The organism is bacterium (assembly GCA_016786595.1).
Classification (GTDB): Bacteria; Bdellovibrionota_C; UBA2361; order SZUA-149; family JAEUWB01; genus JAEUWB01.
The window spans coordinates 103,547-120,565 of record JAEUWB010000006.1 but is presented as its reverse complement, the minus strand read 5'-3'; the positions used below and the strand labels follow the sequence as shown (position 1 = coordinate 120,565).

General features: G+C 45.7%; 15 protein-coding genes. 12 read left to right on the top strand and 3 right to left on the bottom strand.

Features of this window, described 5'->3' with window-relative positions:
* Position 1: 1 nt before the first annotated feature.
* On the top strand, positions 2 to 1,711 hold the full coding sequence (locus JNK13_02055; GenBank protein MBL7661513.1) for a hypothetical protein: 1,710 nt from the start codon (positions 2 to 4) through the stop codon (positions 1,709 to 1,711).
* Between the two features lie 7 nt (positions 1,712 to 1,718).
* Here the strand turns inward: JNK13_02055 and JNK13_02050 are convergent, their stop codons facing one another.
* Genes JNK13_02050 through JNK13_02040 form a run of 3 tightly spaced genes read right to left on the bottom strand, consistent with a single transcriptional unit; the run spans position 1,719 to position 3,255 of the window.
* The gene (locus JNK13_02050) at positions 1,719 to 2,363 is read right to left on the bottom strand and encodes a hypothetical protein (protein ID MBL7661512.1); all 645 of its coding nucleotides are present in this window, start codon (positions 2,361 to 2,363) and stop codon (positions 1,719 to 1,721) included.
* Positions 2,363 to 2,818 (bottom strand): pilus assembly protein, encoded by a 456-nt coding sequence (locus tag JNK13_02045; GenBank protein MBL7661511.1) that lies wholly within the window; start codon positions 2,816 to 2,818, stop codon positions 2,363 to 2,365. The genes JNK13_02050 and JNK13_02045 overlap by 1 nt, the downstream gene beginning before the upstream one ends.
* Positions 2,809 to 3,255 carry a hypothetical protein gene (locus JNK13_02040; GenBank protein ID MBL7661510.1) on the bottom strand — a complete coding sequence of 149 codons (447 nt, stop codon included), beginning with the start codon at positions 3,253 to 3,255 and terminating at the stop codon, positions 2,809 to 2,811. Before JNK13_02040 ends, JNK13_02045 begins: the two co-directional genes overlap by 10 nt.
* A gap of 451 nt (positions 3,256 to 3,706) precedes the next feature.
* Between JNK13_02040 and nusB the strand changes: the two genes are divergently transcribed.
* From nusB to JNK13_01985, 11 genes are all read left to right on the top strand, one after another.
* Positions 3,707 to 4,165 carry a transcription antitermination factor NusB gene (nusB, locus tag JNK13_02035; GenBank protein MBL7661509.1) on the top strand — a complete coding sequence of 153 codons (459 nt, stop codon included), beginning with the start codon at positions 3,707 to 3,709 and terminating at the stop codon, positions 4,163 to 4,165.
* 269 nt (positions 4,166 to 4,434) lie between these two features.
* Positions 4,435 to 5,289 (top strand): hypothetical protein, encoded by an 855-nt coding sequence (locus JNK13_02030; GenBank protein ID MBL7661508.1) that lies wholly within the window; start codon positions 4,435 to 4,437, stop codon positions 5,287 to 5,289.
* Between the two features lie 449 nt (positions 5,290 to 5,738).
* Positions 5,739 to 8,459 (top strand): DNA polymerase I, encoded by a 2,721-nt coding sequence (gene polA, locus JNK13_02025; protein MBL7661507.1) that lies wholly within the window; start codon positions 5,739 to 5,741, stop codon positions 8,457 to 8,459.
* A complete protein-coding gene (locus JNK13_02020) occupies positions 8,456 to 9,205 on the top strand; it encodes a sigma-70 family RNA polymerase sigma factor (GenBank protein ID MBL7661506.1) in 750 nt (249 codons plus the stop codon). Before polA ends, JNK13_02020 begins: the two co-directional genes overlap by 4 nt.
* Positions 9,206 to 9,228: 23 nt before the next feature.
* Complete coding sequence (locus JNK13_02015; protein ID MBL7661505.1) at positions 9,229 to 9,801, top strand: hypothetical protein; 573 nt, start codon at positions 9,229 to 9,231, stop codon at positions 9,799 to 9,801.
* Positions 9,802 to 9,814: 13 nt separating this feature from the next.
* The gene (locus JNK13_02010; protein ID MBL7661504.1) at positions 9,815 to 10,180 is read left to right on the top strand and encodes a hypothetical protein; all 366 of its coding nucleotides are present in this window, start codon (positions 9,815 to 9,817) and stop codon (positions 10,178 to 10,180) included.
* 84 nt (positions 10,181 to 10,264) lie between these two features.
* On the top strand, positions 10,265 to 10,702 hold the full coding sequence (rplM, locus tag JNK13_02005; GenBank protein ID MBL7661503.1) for a 50S ribosomal protein L13: 438 nt from the start codon (positions 10,265 to 10,267) through the stop codon (positions 10,700 to 10,702).
* 26 nt (positions 10,703 to 10,728) lie between these two features.
* Complete coding sequence (gene rpsI / locus JNK13_02000) at positions 10,729 to 11,127, top strand: 30S ribosomal protein S9 (GenBank protein ID MBL7661502.1); 399 nt, start codon at positions 10,729 to 10,731, stop codon at positions 11,125 to 11,127.
* A 459-nt stretch (positions 11,128 to 11,586) separates the two neighbouring features.
* Entirely contained in the window at positions 11,587 to 12,333 is a 747-nt protein-coding gene (locus JNK13_01995) for a hypothetical protein (GenBank protein ID MBL7661501.1), read from the top strand.
* A 1,483-nt stretch (positions 12,334 to 13,816) separates the two neighbouring features.
* Positions 13,817 to 15,643, top strand: a complete 1,827-nt coding sequence (locus JNK13_01990; GenBank protein MBL7661500.1) for an HD domain-containing protein — start codon at positions 13,817 to 13,819, stop codon at positions 15,641 to 15,643.
* 203 nt (positions 15,644 to 15,846) lie between these two features.
* Positions 15,847 to 16,587, top strand: a complete 741-nt coding sequence (locus JNK13_01985; GenBank protein ID MBL7661499.1) for a hypothetical protein — start codon at positions 15,847 to 15,849, stop codon at positions 16,585 to 16,587.
* Positions 16,588 to 17,019: the final 432 nt, after the last annotated feature.

Here is a 17,019-nt window from a genome sequence, read left to right as displayed (position 1 = left end):
CATGCGTAACTTCTTGGAAAAATTTTTATTATTACTCTGCCTTACTGGTTTAGCCTTGTGGTTAATTCCAAAGATTGAGCAGCATGCAGAATTAATTGATCAGCGCATGACCGTTAATGACGACGCGCGTGCGCAAATTCCACCCTTATACCGAATCGAAGACGAGAATTTATTCTCTAATGATTTGATCACCCAGTATTATTCGGATGTCACATTGCCACTGGGGCTACAAGCAATCTATCGTTTTCTCAATCCCTTTCTGTCCGTCGACACAATTAGCCGCATCTTGCCCTACTTGGGTTTGCTTTTGTTGATTGCTACTCTATCCACCAGCGCTTATAAGCTTGCAGGAAAGTACGCAGCCTTTCTCACCGCAATTACGATTCTAGCGACTGATGTTTTTCTGAACCGCATGATTGGCGGAACCCCGCGTAGTCTTGGCTATCCATTACTCGGACTCCTGATCTATGGACTCGTTTCCAGGTCGCAGCTGACAATGATTATTGCGACTGTCTTTGGCTTGATGTGCTATCCAGTTGTGGGTGTGCTCGGTTTTGTCACTACCGTAGTGGCGATGTTTTTTCCTGAGCGCCTCGGCGGCTTAAGTCATAGATTTGGCTTAAATCAACTCAATTTTAAATTTCTATTCTTGTTGGTCATCGTCTCGGGGCTGATTATCGCTCCGAGTTTGATGCGCCAAGAACAATACGGACGCAAAATCGGCTACAAACAGTCAGAAACGTTTCCTGAGCTTGGCAAAGGAGGGCGCTATGGTCGAGGTGAAAATCCACCATACCGTTCAACGCTTTCCATGGCTCAAGCCCATACAGCAAACTTATTTTTCGGCTTATACCATGATCGCACAAGTAAGGGAGCGGCGACGGGCTTTATTCTAAGTTCGATTTTTCTGCTTACCGGTGTGGTTAGTTTGCTGCTTGGTATTTCTGGAAAAGTTGCTGGACTTGCGCGTCTGGGATCTTTTGTTCCGTTTATTTTGGCACTTGTCATTTGCCATATTGCTGCGATTTGGTCTGAACCACTTTTGCTTTGGCCGGCGCGTTATCCGACCTATGGATTCCCAGTTTTATTTGCTGCCTTTTACCCAGCAGCTCTGATGTTGCTTGTTTCGGCATGCGCGCGCGATAAATTTCTTCTTCTGCCCTTAGACCTGCGTCAGGGCTTGGTTGCGATTGTTTTTATTGCAATCATTTATCCACTTGCGCCTGATTTGTATCCAAATAACTTTGGCTACAATAAGAACTTAAAAGGGGCCGAGCGGATTTATGCTTTCCTTGCGCGTCAGCCCAAGGACTCGCTTGTCGCTGGCTGGCCAAAGTCGATTATTAATAACGTTCCGATGCGCAGTAAGCTGCCTGTTTTTCTCTCCTATGAAACACACCAAGTTTTACAAGAAGATTATATTCTACAAATGCGCATCCGCATGGAGGTATTGATCTATGCGTATTTTGCAATCGATGATGAACCATTGAGATTATTAAATCGTAAATTTGGAGTGAAGTACTTAATTGTTGATAAGCGAGATTTGCGTAATCGACCGCCTAAATATTTTAAACCTTTTGGTAAGATCATCGAGCGCGTTTATCCACGGATGCGTGAGTTTGGTTCACGCGTGATGATGCTTCGCGGTCAAGCTGTTGTTGCCCAAGGTCCATACTTTGTACTCGACCTAGATCGCTTTTATAAGCCTTAGAATGTCTTTAGGGTGACGGGCAAGTTAGCGGCAAGTCGCTACAAAGCGGTTTGCCGCATGTTTCAGGGATGTCGCGGACTGTGGCATCTGCTGTGCGCACAACTTTAGAAATTCGCTCAATTCCAAAAATTCTCGCAAATGATGTCGGGAAATCCGTAATTTCAGCGATGACTCTTACGTGGTTTACTTTACAGTAATCCAGGTCATTTGCTCCACTCGTATCAGCTTCTTGGTAGAAAGGTTGCAAGGTCCCTGATGCGTCTAGTTGATAACAATAAATTCCACGGACTATTCGAATTTTCAAATTACCTGTTGTTCCTTCTTGGCACTGATCAGGTGGAAGATCCAGTGGAGTATGGACGCCATCATCAAAAGCAAAATTTGTGTCTACAGGATTCGTGACGTTGATAATATTTGCTTGCGATAGGGCAGCTTTGCAGACCTGCTTGGACGCGCGAAATCCAGTCACAGATTTATCCAGGCGGTTAGCGGCTGCCAGCGCTGCTGAGTCGGCAGCATTTTGCAGCTGCTTAGCAACGAGCGTCAAACGCGCGCTATCGATCACCAGGCCAACCATGCCGATTAAGGCAGTGACGATTACAACTAGAAATAAAATCGTTACCCCGGTTTGATTATTCATTGATCTTGCCATCAACAGCTACCTCCGCAGAACGAAGGCGGTAAGCAACGATCCTCAAAAACTGAATCACTGGAAGTTTTCACATTAAAACTTCCACCCAGTAAAATGCACCAAATACAGTGAGTTTGCCATGTACCTGCCAGTCTTAAAATGCAACGGTTATTCGAGTCACGACACGCTGTGGCGTTAAAACTTACATTGGATGAAGTAATGCCAAAAGAATCTCTTAGATATTGATCTGCCTTTGTCTCCAGAGCGTCTTTAAGCATGGTTGGCGAATTTACAAGTAGACCGTCAGTTACGGCTACGGCACGCACGGTTGTTGCAGTTGTGTTCCCCAACAGCGTGTAGTTAAAAATAATTATCCCGGCATCAAGGATGAAGCCGACAAAACCGAAGAGCACTAGACAAATGAGGGCAAACTCTAAGATTGTAGCGCCACGCTCAGCGCTTTTGTCTATGAGCAAGTGCCTTCTAGAGCAAATGAGCTCGACGTCTTGAAGTCGATTAGTGAAAGAAAGTTTTGTGCGCATATAAGACAGTTTGTTTGTCCTGCTGGTTTAATGCTGATTTCAAGAACATTAATTGAAGGATTAAATCCAGTCACTGTTTTAATTTCGGGTTTAATTGCCCAGTCGGCCGAATCAATCCCACTCTGCTGCAGGTAGTTTTTGGCAAATTTACCTGCTTCTTCTTTTATATCTATGCAGCTCATGCCCGAATTGGCAAAACTTGCTGCTGTACGGGCCCCATGACGGGTGCTATCTGAAATTAATTGAGTTTCACGGATAATAAAGCCTAAGTTCGATAACCCGACAATCATGATAAACCAAAATGGCATCGTTACGGCCATTTCTAGCGCGGCATGGCCAGACTCTGTGAGAAGTTTACGTGCACCTTTCATGACACAACCTACAAAATTTATTTCTCTTCGCAGTTTTGGCTAAAATTAGCGCTAGCAGCGAAATCAGTTAACCTTGGTTTCTAATAGTTGTTATTAAAGGGTTTTAGCTAAGCGTTATCTTTAACTGTAAATATTTGTGATGATAGAGATCATTCAGAATCGGACACATCTAACTAGCTGAAAATACTGACAATATATTTGCATGCGTATAGACTTGAAAACATTAGATTATTTGGTTAATACTCGATGTTTCACCGTCGCGGCTGATTTTCCATGAAAGTTAGTGCGGCGATTGTTCTTTAATATGCATAACAGTCTATGCAGCATGTGTAATGCTCTAAACTGTTTAGTTTATTTTTGTTTGGGTACTTTCAGGCGCGCAGCGAACTCAATAAGAGTTTAGCTGGTGGTTAGTAGTAACATTACGTTGGCAGTCTCGAGGTAAGTAGTTATGGGTTTAAGAAGGCAAGCTCGTGGAGTTGTATTACAAGGGCTTTTTATGTGTGACGCCCTCGCGGATTATAGTCCAGAATGTTACGACCTCTATCTCTCTCATTTCGAAGTCCCAGCTCAAGCCCTCGAATACTCAAAATCTCTTGGCTTAGGCATCCTTAAAAATATCACCGCAATTGACACGGAAATTTCTTGTTCTAGCGAACATTGGAGTTTAAACCGGATGTCGCGCGTGGATCGTAATATTTTGCGGATTGCGACCTACGAAATGCTTTATTGTAATGACATTTCTCCGCAGATCTCGATTGACGAAGCGATTGAAATCGCTAAGCGATACGGATCTGAACATTCCCCAAATTTCGTCAATGGCGTGCTTGATCAGACCGCAGCGCGTCTTTCTCGGCGAACCGAAACTGTTGACGATTCGATTCCAGCGACTGGAACAACAGGACGCTAGGGTAAGGGGTTGTAAGCTTAGGCTTGAATCTATACTTCTCCTTCCCCTTTGCCTTTTTCAATTCTGTGTAGGCTCTATTTAAGGGTAAGGTTAAGTTCAAGCCTAAGCCTAAGAATGAGACAGACTTTAACGTCCGATTCAATTTGAAAATATCACTGTTTTAGAATATACTCCCTCTCGGTTCTTTCAAGGTATTATCTTCGAGTAGTTTCTTATCCATCACCTCTCTTGATTGGCGCTCAAGCCGTATTCAGGAGATGTGATGACAAATGTCTAACAATCAAAATGAAATGAATTCTGCCGAAGGCAGTTTTGATTTGCTCGCACTGATTCAAGAAAAAGCAAAGTGGTCTGAGGAGCGAGGCCATTGGACCAGCTATATGCACATTAAAGCTGACGTGCTGGAGGCAAACCTAGCCCAGTTTCGCGATTTAGCAGATGGCGACTTCCTGCACGAGGACGGCCGACAAATCAAAGTCAGCCTTGCTCTTCAAGGAGGTTTTTATGCCGAGGGAACAAACGGCGCAGATCTGAAAAAAGGTTTGCGAATGATCTTCTTAGGGGAAATCGCAAAAGGAATTCCGAACCGGAGCGAAAAAGGTCGCCCAATTCTGCATCGACTCCCTGCTGCGATAATCCCAGGTTTTGAGGTTTGCTGCATGCAGATAATAAATGTTCCCGATCCGCTTGATCCTGAAGGGGAAGAGAAGATACCGACCTACTGGGTCATGTCTACAGGTTTTCCAACCAAGTGGTCGTGGTTTACAGATCTTGCAGAAGCGGAAAAAGCTCAGCAAGAACTTGTCGACCACGTCGAGAAATTAAACGTTGCAGCGGGCAAGATGAAAACTGGACCCGATGTGGGAGTCACTTTTAGGGAACCAGCAGGACGTCCTCCTGTATCGCCACCACAAGATGCGGTTAAACCAGCAAACACTGGTGCCGACTCTGAAGAACCAACTCCTGCTCCTTGTGCAGTTGTTGAAGCTCCAAGCCCAGAGCCACCATCTACTCAAGCGCCACCTGCCGCAGCGTCAAGCTTCCTGGATGGACTCTTCGAAGAAGGCGGCGGACGCGGCTATCCGGCAAAAAAAGGTGGCAAGAAAAAGGAAAAGACAAAATGAAAAAATAAGAAACTACCCAACACAGGTTTAACTGGCAGTGGAAGACCAGCAGCAATTTCTTCCACCTACTTTTTCTTTCGCGAGAAAGAAAAAGTAGGCAAAAAGAAAGCGGTAAGCTTGCTTTTTGTAATTTTTATCGTCGCCGGTAAGGACGACCAGTCACAGCGCGCGAGAAAGGAATAATAGTTAGACCTAGTCCATCAAAGGACTAGATCGTGTAGGCAAAAAGAAAGCGGTAAGCTTGCTTTTTGTAATAGTCATTCTTTGTTTGCCAGTGAACAGATTGCCGCGTCGTATTTAGGCTTGGCCTAAATACTCCTCGCAATGACTGGTGAAGCTGACTGTCATTGCGAGGCTACGAAGTAGCCGTGGCAATCTGTTCACCGTGATCTCATCAATAAATACCAGCTTTCCATTTTTAAGAGACCCATGCCAATATCCTCTGCGCTATGAGTACACTCTATATCGTCGATGGTTCCGGTTATATCTTTCGCGCGTTCTATGCCATCGCTCCTTTGACTACCAGTCAAGGCTTGCCCACAAACGCACTCTACGGTTTTACGAAAATGATCCTCAAATTAATTGAGGAAGTCGGAGCAGAACACATCGCCGTTGCCTTTGATACCGAACACAAAACATTTCGCCACGAAATGTATAGCGACTACAAAGCCAATCGCACCGAACGCCCACCGGAACTGATCGCCCAGATGCCCTACTTTGAAAAAATCGTAACAGCCCTAGGCATTCAAGCCTTAAAACTTCCTGGAGTTGAAGCTGACGATATTATCGCGACAATCGTCAAAGCCCCCTGCGGGGAAGCTGCTGAAAAGATTGTGATCGTCAGTGGCGATAAAGATCTCACCCAACTCGTAACTGAACGCATCGAAGTTTATGACGCAATGCGCGAAGTACATTTTACGCCAAAAGTAGTGAACGAGAAATTTGGCGTGCGACCTGATCAAATCGTTGATTATCTAACCTTATTGGGCGACAGCTCCGACAACGTTCCAGGAGTTCAAGGGATTGGACAGAAAACTGCAGCGCAATTGCTAAACGCACTAAACTCCATTGAAACTGCACTGAAAGATCCGCAAAAGATTGAGGAAATTCCGGGGCTACGCGGTGCAAAAAAAGTCCGCGAAAGCTTTGAATCCTCCCAAGATAAAATCCGTCTAAGCCAGAGCTTAATTCTTCTCAAATCAGACGTGATGCCGTTTGCGACCACCACAAATCTCGACGAATTTCTTTGGCCCGGGCCAAATACTGAAGCTTGTGCCAGCCTTTTTGCTGATTTGGAATTTAGCGACCGCTTAGTCGAAAAAGTTTTAGGCCATGCTCAACTGAGCTCTGGGAATAAAGCCACGGAACATGTGGCGCGTGACTATCGCTTAATTACACGCGAAAATTTGCAGGGTTTTGTTGAAACACTGGCACAAGTCAAAGAATTTGCCTTTGACACTGAAACATCAAGCCTCGACCCACATAGCTGTAAATTACTGGGAGTATCTTTTGCTTGGCAGCCTGGTGCGGCTTTTTATGTTGCGCTCGGATCCGATCTCGGCTCAGCTGGAATTAATCTCGAAGAATTTAAACAATCTTTCGCGCCGATTTTTGCCAACAAAAACATTAGAAAGTCAGGCCATAATCTTAAATTTGATTTACAAATCTTAGCTGCACAAGGAATTGTTGTTTCCGGGGAATTTTTTGATTCACTGCTCGCATCTTATGCACTGCGCTGTGAAGGGCGTCAGCATGGACTTAAGTCCTTAGCTCGTGAAATTTTACGCGAGCAGATGACAACCTACGAAGAGTTAGTCGGGGAAGCCGATTCGCTCGAAGCAATTCCTGTCGAGAAGGTTAAAGATTACGCCTGTGACGATGCCGAGAAAACGCATCGCCTCACAGTTGAATTCGCTAAACTTTTAGATCAAAACGCACACGCCAAAAAACTTTTTGAGAAAATCGAAATGCCCCTTGTGCCTGTACTGGCAGCAATTGAGTTTGCAGGTATTAAAATTAGCTCCGATGTTTTAGCCGGTCTTAAGGCTGAATTCTCCCAAGAACTGACACTGCTCGAGGCACGTATTTATGAATTAGCAGGCGGGGAGCAGTTTAACTTAAACTCGCCGAAGCAGTTAAGTGAAGTGCTCTTCACGCGTTTAGCGATTCCCACCAAAGGTGTTAAAAAAACGCAAAGTGGCTTTTCAACTGATGCCGGAGTTTTGGAAAAACTTGCCGCAGATTACCCGATCGTTCAGGAAATTTTACAGTACCGCACCCTTTTTAAGCTCGTCTCAACTTATATTGATGCTCTGCCGCAGTTGATCAATACCCGCACCGGGCGAGTGCATACGAGTTTTAATCAAACAGTTACGGCCACAGGTCGCTTAAGTTCGAGTGACCCTAATCTACAGAATATTCCGATTCGCAGCGAACAGGGACGACGCATCCGCCAAGCTTTTATTCCTGAGCAGGGGTATAAATTAATTGGTGCAGACTATTCACAGATTGAGCTTCGCGTGTTGGCGCATCTTGCCGAAGATAAAAATTTGATTAAGGCTTTCCAGGCCGGAGCAGATATTCATACACGCACGGCCGAGGACATCTTTGGACCCATTGCCATGCAGGGTGGGGAGCGCGACCACTACCGCCGCCTGGCAAAGACGATTAACTTTGGAATTGTCTACGGAATTGGCGCGCCGCGTTTAGCACGCGATTTGAAAATCTCTCGCGCAGAAGCGGAGTCTTACATTGAGGGATATTTTGGACGTTATCCCAACGTGCGTAAGTATTTTGATGCCTTATCAGTCGGACTCAATCAAACCGGTTACGTCGAGACAATGTTTGGACGCAGACGTTATCTTAAGGATGTCGAAGGTCAGGGAAGAGACCCTGGTTATGCAGAGCGCGCCCTGATTAATACTGCAATTCAAGGCAGCGCGGCAGAAATTATGAAGCGCGCAATGATTGACCTGCATACGAAGCTTGGACCTTATGCTGACAAGGCCAGAATCGTGCTTCAAGTTCATGACGAAATTCTCGTTGAGGCCCGAGAAGATCTTGCACCAGAGATCAAAACATTAGTTGAAACAACTATGGAAAATGCTGTAGAACTAACAGTGCCACTTAGAGTTGATGCAGAAATTGGCATGCACTGGGGCGAGCTATGAAGATAACTTCAGCTGGCATTTCAGGAGTGGTAGCAAATCCTATGGCTTTAAGCACAAAATCTGAACCACTCGACGCTAAGGCGCACACTGCGCGCCAATCCCTAAAGTCGTCCGCTAAGGAATCGGCAAACGAATCTGGGGCTGGAATCGATGACCGTGTTTCTGAGCGGCTTGTTGAACGCGCACTTTTGGGCGAAGTCGATGCTTATCAAAGGCTAGTTGAGCGCTATGAGGCAAAACTTTTAAGCTTAGCCTTTGGAATTATGCGCAACCGCGAAGACGCTCGTGACATTGTTCAAGAGGCATTTCTCAAGGCATTTCGCAATCTTAGCTCATTTAAAGGGCAATCCAGTTTTTATACATGGATTTACCGCGTTACATATAATGTTGCCATTGATGAGAAGAGAAAGCGCTTTCGACACGTCGAAACACTGGTTGGTGAGGAGCGCGAATTCTCTGAGGCCCCACAATTGCAGTCAGGAACTGCCTTGACTGAGCACAAGGCGCAGAGTGGCGAATTTAGAAAGTCTTTTGAACTTGCTCTGGCTGAGTTGAGTCCAGAACATAGAGCAGTGATTGTATTGCGGGAGCTCGAAGGGCTTTCCTATGAAGAGATTAGTGAAGTCACTAAAGTAAATAAGGGTACGGTAATGAGTCGTTTGCATCATGCCCGCAAAAAACTCCAAGCCGCGCTCGGCGAATTTAGACCTGAAGGTCAAACTGCTGAAGAGGAAAGTGAAGATTAACTATTAAGCGAAAGTAGATTGTTATGGACGAATTATCACCTCAAGCAAAACAGCAACTCCGCAGCCATCTTAGCGCTGGTATCGAAGGCTTGCCTTCTGTCTGGAGTTCGATTCAAGCCGAAGTCGAAACTATTGCCGCCAAAAGACGCCGCATCGCAAATTTACGCCTGTGGTTTGCCGGGCTATTTTCTGGTGCTGCTACAGCGCAGAATTTTTCCCCCTTACGTGCTGGTCTTGCGCTGGGCTCGGTAGCACTTTTTGCCTTTGCCTTAGGGCGTTTTAGCGTGAGCGGAACTGGTTCAGCGCAATTGCAAGTTGCCACTAATCAGCAATCCAGTCAGCAGTCGCCTGTGCAGCAAACCATTTCAGCTAACTCTGGTCTTGTGCTGGTTGGTAATACTGTTGAACGCGACAAACAGGAAATTCGCCAGTATCGAGAATTTTTGGAACGTTCAGTGAAAACCGAAATGATGCGCAATTTTCAGGGGAACTCTCAAATGCTCAGAGTCGGTGGAATAGAAATTGACCAAAGCCGACCCGAAGAAGCGTTGCGGTTTGTCTCGGCACGTAATAATAGTAAGAGCAAGAATAAATAGTTAAGAGCTTTGCATGTCAGAACTACAAACTGAAATTAATGCATTAAATGAATTTGCTGCGTTTTGCGAATCAAGTCTCAAGGCAAAACAGGCCAGACAAAGTTTGATTTTTAGTTTTATTAATTGGAAATCTGCTCACGTGGCGTTATTGGCACTGAGCGAAGCGGGCGAAAATCCTGGAAATAATTTAGCCCTACAACGGGCACTGCGCGAGGTGCGTAGTGAAGCATTAGCTTTAGCGCAAAAGCTAATTTCTGAGGGATATGCAGAAATTGCTGACCAAAGCGCTAAATTGCTCGATACTAATTCCCGAAAAAGCCTTTCAGAACAGCAAGTTACTGAAAAAATCTCCAGCTTATTGCACCTAACCGCCGCTTAAGCTATACGCTTACCCTCCCTCAGGCTGATTTCTAACTCGGTTAGATCCTGAGTTTATTGAAGAATTTTATTTTAAGGTCACTTTATGACTAAGTTTTTTACTGAACAAGAAGTTATTAAGAATCGCGGCTGGGTTTTATTCGATGCAACAAATCAAGTAGTTGGTCGACTAGCTTCTAAAATTGCAACGACACTACGTGGCAAAGACAAAAGCTATTTTGCTGGCTATCAAGACTCTGGCGACTTTGTTGTCGTGATCAATGCTGAAAAGGCACGCTTCACCGGTAATAAGCTTGATCAGAAAATTTACCACAAGCACACTGGCTTTGTTGGTAACATGAAATCTGAAACCGCACGCACGCGCTTGAGCAGTCATCCTGACCGCATCATTATTGATGCCGTGAAGGGAATGTTGCCAAAAACCGCACAAGGCAAAAGACAAATCAAGAAGCTTAAAGTCTATGCGGGAGCTGAGCATCCGCACACTGCGCAGCAACCAAAAATCATTTCTACTACTAAGTAATTTTTACCGGAGAGATAAGCAGTTACATGGCACGCGTTCAAAACATCACAGGCACTGGCAGACGTAAATCAGCAACAGCTCGCGTTTACATCAAGAAAAGCAAAGAAGGTAAAATCGTCGTCAACGGCCGCGAATTTACACAGTTCTTTCCACGTAAGACTTCTCAATTAATCATCCGTCAACCACTTGAACTTACCGAGCGCTTAAATAGCTACGAGTTTAAAGTTAATGTTTCTGGTGGCGGAGCTTCGGGACAGGCTGGTGCTGTGCGTCTTGGCATTGCCCGTGCATTACTTAAGGTTGAGCCCGAATTACGAGCTACCTTGAAGAAAGCAGGCTTTCTTACTCGTGATGCGCGTAAGGTCGAGCGTAAAAAGCCAGGTCGGCATAAGGCTCGTAAGTCTACGCAATTCTCCAAACGCTAATAAACGTAAGCTTTTTGCCAAATACTTCGTTGCGGGAAATTTTCTCGTCTTTCATGTATTTACATACATTGGAAAGCCTCAAAAATTCCCGCGCCTCGTCTTTGGGCGAAAAATCTTACGTTTATTAGCGTTTGTTAAGCTTTTTATCTACGCTTTTTGCCAAATACGTCGTTACGGGAAATTTTCTCGTCTTTCATGTATTTACATACATTGGAAAGCCTCAAAAATTCCCGCGCCTCGTCTTTGGGCTAAAAATCTTACGTTTATTGTAATAAAGTCGGCCCTAAAAAATTTTTGCGCCTTGTTTTCGTCTCAAAACTGCACCAATATCAATTGCTTGTCATCTTGAGCGAGCACGTAGTAAAGCTTTGTTTTACTACGGCCCAGCCGAAAGATCTGCAACTCGGAGCTAGTTGTTAGCTGTGCTTTAAAGGTTAATAAATAATCGAGATCAATTCCATGACAGAAAAACGTAAACGCGATGCAAAAGCCGATCAAGATGGGCCAAAGACGTTAGCCGAATACCAACGCCTGTTTGAACGCTTTGAAAACTACGGCGATACTTTAGTTTTCCCTGATACGCATCTAATCATTCGCATGGATGGAAGGCGTTACGGCGCTGCCTGGGATAAAGCCGATATCGACTACCCTTACGACAAGCGAGTATTTGATGCCTTAGTTGAAACCGCCAAAGCGCTTTACGATGTTGGCTATAAAATCAATTACTCTTTCATTCACGGCGACGAAATCTCGCTACTTTTTGATTTAAACGAGAGCTTGAATCCGCGTAAACGTGGCCGCCTAGTCTCGGGCTTAGCTAGTGCTGCGGCTTTGAATTTTGCACAAGCCCTGGGGCTCTGCGTGCTTTTTCATACCAAGCTTCTAGAATTACCCTCGCGGGAGCATGTTGCCGACTATTTTATTTGGCAGCGCAAAGTTGCGATGCGTAATTTGACCGGTGCCTTACTCAGTGATCGCTTAAAACGTGAAGGGAAATCTCCTCAAGAGATTAACGCTGAAATTGGCCGCCTCTTACTTGAAGAACGTGAGTCACTTGCCCGCGAGCGCGGATTGATCACCGATAAAACTCCAGGTTGGATTTTGCGCGGCGCAGGAGTAATTCAAAAGAATGGCAAATTCCTCGTTGAGACAAAATTGCCTGAGTCTGATGCAGATTATCTCAAGCTGCTTGAAGAAGTGATTTAGATCGGGACTTAGGCTTAGGCATGAACTTAACCTTATCCTTCTCCCTATTTGAATTTGATCTTGTCCTGTCCCGAATAGAGTCCACCCCTAATTGAAAAAGGAAGGGGCAGGATAAGGTTAAGTAAAAGTTCAAGCCTAAGCTTCAATCTTTTCGCAATCCAACGACACGAGGTGCAAAAAAAATTACAAGTGCGATATGGTCAATAGGGAAGCGACTGTAACGTACGATTTTATAACCATAATTTTTTCAACGGGCCCGGAGAGTAGCTGAGGATCTGTTTGCCGCGGGATCCTCGTGATCTGGACTAGGTGACTTAGCCAGCACTGCTACTTCCGGGCTTTACACTGCCCTTTGACGGTTAAAAAGGGCTAGGGAGGAAAAATTTATAAACCTTAAACGAACCCGGGGTAGCGGAGGAAAGCACTCCAGTGAAGCTGTAAGATGGCTTCTCTACCCACGGGCCGTGTTCTGCCACGTCTCAAAAGTCAAGTGAACTCGACGAGGAAAGGCAGATGGCAAGAGAGCTACGGAGGGCTCACTGCAAGGATAGAAGACGGAAAAAATGGTGGGAGACATGCTAGTTAGGAGCAGCTAGCCGTCGGGAGATGCCCCCCACCTATTTGTTTGCTTGACTAACCGTGACCATCTTTGCGTGGCCTTTAGGTGTTGAATTGCGGTCAGAAATTCGTCAGTTTAGTCTACCAACCTCCCACTCGCTAGAAGTGGGGGTGCAACAGCAAGGGGAGGTGGTAGTAGTGGAGGAGAGAGGATGAGTTCCTCTCGCAGTTAATAAAAAGAATCCAGACTTCAGTGGAGAGGTAAGCTGAAGCCTGGGACAACAGATGAGACCAAGTCTATTGGTATATTCCTCATCTATGGCTGACAAAATTGCCCCTATGCTCTCGAAGGCTGAAAGAGTGAGGCACGTTCCTGGCTACGATGCGTATGGGCAAACTCGGTGATTTTTTTTACATCACCGAGCGTTACGCTTCTCGTTAGTTCAGTCACCGTCAGCTTTGAACTCTCAGATTAAAAATTCAAAGCTAATGGTAAACTAAATACATATCAGGTGACGAAAGTTTCCTTAAACGCAAAGCCTTCAACGAATATAAAACCTGAATTATCGTAAGTTACAGTCTTACAGAGTCAAATCGAACGTCTCTACGAGACTGTAATTTAATTCTTTACCCGTATTAATTTTTTCACCTGAAACTAAACATAAAACCCTTAAAAAGGCACGCTTTGAAAAAGCACTAAAATTATGCTAAATTATGGCCTGATTTTTATAGGCTATTACGGGTAGAAGTTTATACCTTTCCTTCGCGGAAGAGCGGATTATTTGGGCTCTAAAATTCGCGAAGGAAGTTGGTAGCACATTTAGGTTTTTTTAATTTCTTTTTCATTTCCAGTTCACCTGTTCTCTTAACCGCAAATAATAACAATTCGCCCAACTTGTTTTCGGTTCTGAGAACAGGTGAAAAAATGAAAAAAACTACACGCGCTCCACGGGAGCGAAAGCAAAATGGCAGCTTGCCATTCCATCGGCGAGAGACGATTCTTTTCGTGCGTCCCGATGCTCATGGTGTTGCAATGGGGGCGATTACCTTTCGGCAACTTCTTGCGGCAAAGGAACGCGTAGACGTTGTTTGCAGCGAAGAACAAACTGGGAACCCCAAAAGTTTCTGGCGTGACACCTTCCTTGCACTTCAAGTTGATCCGGGCAGAACTCGTAGGATCATCATCCTCGAAACACCGTTACCGTCCTCCGACCAGGGGCTTGTCGAACAAGTGCAGGCTAAAGTCAAAGCACTCACGCGCACAGGTACTTTGGTTGAAATCATCGACCATCACCGGGGCACGAAAATCAATTGGGCTCCGCTTGTTGAGGCTGGGGCAAAGGTTGTGATTGTCTCAAATCCTGCGCTTTGCTTTACCGGTGCTTGGGGGTCGAATGGACAAGTCGACAAACATGCTCGGCGTTGGGGAAGAATCGGGGCCATTTGTGACCGCGATAATTACCACAGAGACGCCAAGTCATCAGAGGTCCGTATTGCTCATGGCCTTGACGTTGTCGTGCGAGAAGCACCTCTCAATGCACTAGTCTGCATCGCGAACGATACTCGTCGTAGGGATAAGGACGCTTGGAAGTGGCTGCTTGGTCTTGCCGAAACAAATCCGCTTCCGGACATCGTCAAGCAATCGGCGATCGAGGTCGTTGCTGGCGAATACCGAGTGCTGATTTGTCAGGAACCGCTCTATTCCAATTGGGGTTACCGGCAACTGGAAGCCTTGGCGGAAAAGCATGACTGCCACTATGCGATCGGCGCAATGCAAAACGGGGTAACAAAGCTCGTTGTGCTTCGTCATTGGAAGAAAGATGCTCAGCCTCCGCGCTGGCGCTTGTCGGAATATGAATTGCGCGGTCAGCAGGATGCAGTCACGCTTCGACTCGAAGAAGGTCAAGATCAGAGTGAGCTGATGCGAGAAATCGCTCGTAAACTCGCTCAGCCGATTCCGGAAGAGGCGGAACTTACTGCTAAGGATATGGTGAGTTTTGGGCTTGGCATCATGACGCGCGTTCATGCGCCCTGGTACATGACCGAACACACTCAACGTCACGTGATCAGGGTCCTCAAGATTGTCGAGTCCTTGGCTTCGCTTTTCTTTGGAAGGAAAGGTGGTAACTTCAAGTACCTCGACGATCGAGCGCTCTTGCTGTTACGTCTTGCTGGAGCTCTGCACGACATCGGTCATGGCATGAAGAATAAGTCGCCCGAGGACGCTCGTAAGCACCACTACGAGTATTCACATGACATGATTCTGGAAATGGCCAAGAACGGCAAGTTTGAGGGGCTCCTCACTGATGAGGAAGTCGGACAACTGGCCGAAATTTGCCTCTATCATGGAGGGGGTATGCCCTTTCCAAAGGATCTTAAGGCCGCTTTTGTTTGCGCGCTTTTACGCATCGCAGATGGAATGGACATTGACTGGCGTCGTGCCAATCAAAACACGGCCGGCACTCCATTTAGCAAACTTGAAGAAGACATCATTGCCATGGGAGATGGCCAAATTGAGCACTGGCAGGGACATCAAGCGATCTATGGAACGCGGATTGTCGCCCATGGTGATGCATTGACGTTTGACTTTGTGGTTACCGATCTCACAAAGAGTGGATTCCAGAGAGAACGCTTTATGTCTAAACTCGACGGAGTTAAATCCGGAGAAAAAGTCAGAAGCACTCCTCGAGCGGATCGTGAAGGTGTCAGCAGTTTTGTGCGGTGGAAGATTTTCACTGAGCACGTTGCTTAAGTAACTCAAGGTCTCAGGAGGTTGTTATTTGGTGCTACCAACCTCCACTTTTATTTCTATATTTTCTTCGTTATAGTCTTTTGCAGTTCTTTCAAAACCTTTTCTTTGGGTATTTCGCTTTCATCTCAGTGCTCAAGTTTTGCTTTGTGTAAGCTAAGCTCCAGCACTGAACTGGTGCAAAATAAAATAAGGAAGGTTTTGAAATGCAAGAAGAATCTCTGGGGACTAACCCACCATCATCAACATATCGAGGACGACCGCTCTGGTATTGGCCTTTGGTAGCCATACTCACGAGCCTACTGATAATAACGATCGAGCGAGTGGCCCTGTTCGATCGCAATTACACATTCGAATCGCCAGCCGGAATCGTCGTCGAGGGTCGATTTGCTAGTGATTGGGGCACGATCCGGCGCTCCTATCAGCAGGAACAAGATCGGCTGAGCGATCCCGCCTTTGGGGATTTAGCTCGACGCAGTGGATCTGGGACAATCACAGTCAATTACTCGGAGCTTGATTTTGGCAGTAGCTCCTTCAAAGATGGCGCTCTGACTTACTTTGCTGCGTTCATTGGGGCTTACCGCCAGATTCGAAAGGATCTGAAAATCATCGATGTCAGTAACGGGACAATGGATGGTCAGGTAAGCAATGGCATGCGTTATTACGAGAAAATCGTCACGTTGAAATCCGTAGATCGGGATAAGATTGAGTATCGTGTGATTCAAGCGCGATTCATTCAAGATCAAAATTCTGAGCTCGTTGTTGCAATCATCGGCACGGCGTTTCTAGGTAGTTCGCATTCTGCGGCAGACCATGCGCAAGCCTTGAAGGAAATGCGTCCGGGCTTTAATGTCCAGGTAACATTTCCCAAAGTCGACCAGAATGAGGCACCTAGGGATCGAGAACCCGCTGATCAAGAACTCACGGATCCGCGGACTATGGCCTAGGTCTAATCTTGTATTTCACCCGTGACACGGATGTTTTTCAAGGTTTCAAGCACCAGTTCAGGAGCTTGAAAGTTTTATCAGCGGTTGCGTCAATTTATTTGCACTGCGTGACATTGCGATCGCCTTTTTGCTCACTTTGCAAATCAGCTGTCATTGCGAGGAGCCGCAGGCGAGGAAGCAATCTGTTCACTGATTACGAAAAAATATTATAGCGTTTCCCCTAAATATTTTGAATATATAGCAAACGCAGCTGAGTTATAAAAAACATTGCCTTTGAGTGCATAAGCTTTGCACGGGCTTGTTTATAAAGGGGAAACGCGATTTGTTGGCTGGTTGCGTCTACGACACAACTTATATACCAGTTTGCAAAAACCCTGTGTTTGATCCAAAATCTTTTTGCAAACTGGTATAATATATCGGTGAACAGATTGC

Bases quoted from the DNA above. Each gene is read 5' to 3' on its own strand.
- JNK13_02030 (MBL7661508.1), top strand. From the start codon at position 4,435: ATGTCTAACAATCAAAATGAAATGAATTCTGCCGAAGGCAGTTTTGAT.
- nusB (MBL7661509.1), top strand. From the start codon at position 3,707: ATGGGTTTAAGAAGGCAAGCTCGTGGAGTTGTATTACAAGGGCTTTTT.
- JNK13_02040 (MBL7661510.1), bottom strand. From the start codon at position 3,255: ATGAAAGGTGCACGTAAACTTCTCACAGAGTCTGGCCATGCCGCGCTA.
- JNK13_02050 (MBL7661512.1), bottom strand. From the start codon at position 2,363: ATGGCAAGATCAATGAATAATCAAACCGGGGTAACGATTTTATTTCTA.
- JNK13_01985 (MBL7661499.1), top strand. From the start codon at position 15,847: ATGCAAGAAGAATCTCTGGGGACTAACCCACCATCATCAACATATCGA.
- JNK13_01990 (MBL7661500.1), top strand. From the start codon at position 13,817: ATGAAAAAAACTACACGCGCTCCACGGGAGCGAAAGCAAAATGGCAGC.
- JNK13_01995 (MBL7661501.1), top strand. From the start codon at position 11,587: ATGACAGAAAAACGTAAACGCGATGCAAAAGCCGATCAAGATGGGCCA.
- JNK13_02055 (MBL7661513.1), top strand. From the start codon at position 2: ATGCGTAACTTCTTGGAAAAATTTTTATTATTACTCTGCCTTACTGGT.
- JNK13_02015 (MBL7661505.1), top strand. From the start codon at position 9,229: ATGGACGAATTATCACCTCAAGCAAAACAGCAACTCCGCAGCCATCTT.
- JNK13_02020 (MBL7661506.1), top strand. From the start codon at position 8,456: ATGAAGATAACTTCAGCTGGCATTTCAGGAGTGGTAGCAAATCCTATG.
- rplM (MBL7661503.1), top strand. From the start codon at position 10,265: ATGACTAAGTTTTTTACTGAACAAGAAGTTATTAAGAATCGCGGCTGG.
- JNK13_02010 (MBL7661504.1), top strand. From the start codon at position 9,815: ATGTCAGAACTACAAACTGAAATTAATGCATTAAATGAATTTGCTGCG.
- polA (MBL7661507.1), top strand. From the start codon at position 5,739: ATGAGTACACTCTATATCGTCGATGGTTCCGGTTATATCTTTCGCGCG.
- rpsI (MBL7661502.1), top strand. From the start codon at position 10,729: ATGGCACGCGTTCAAAACATCACAGGCACTGGCAGACGTAAATCAGCA.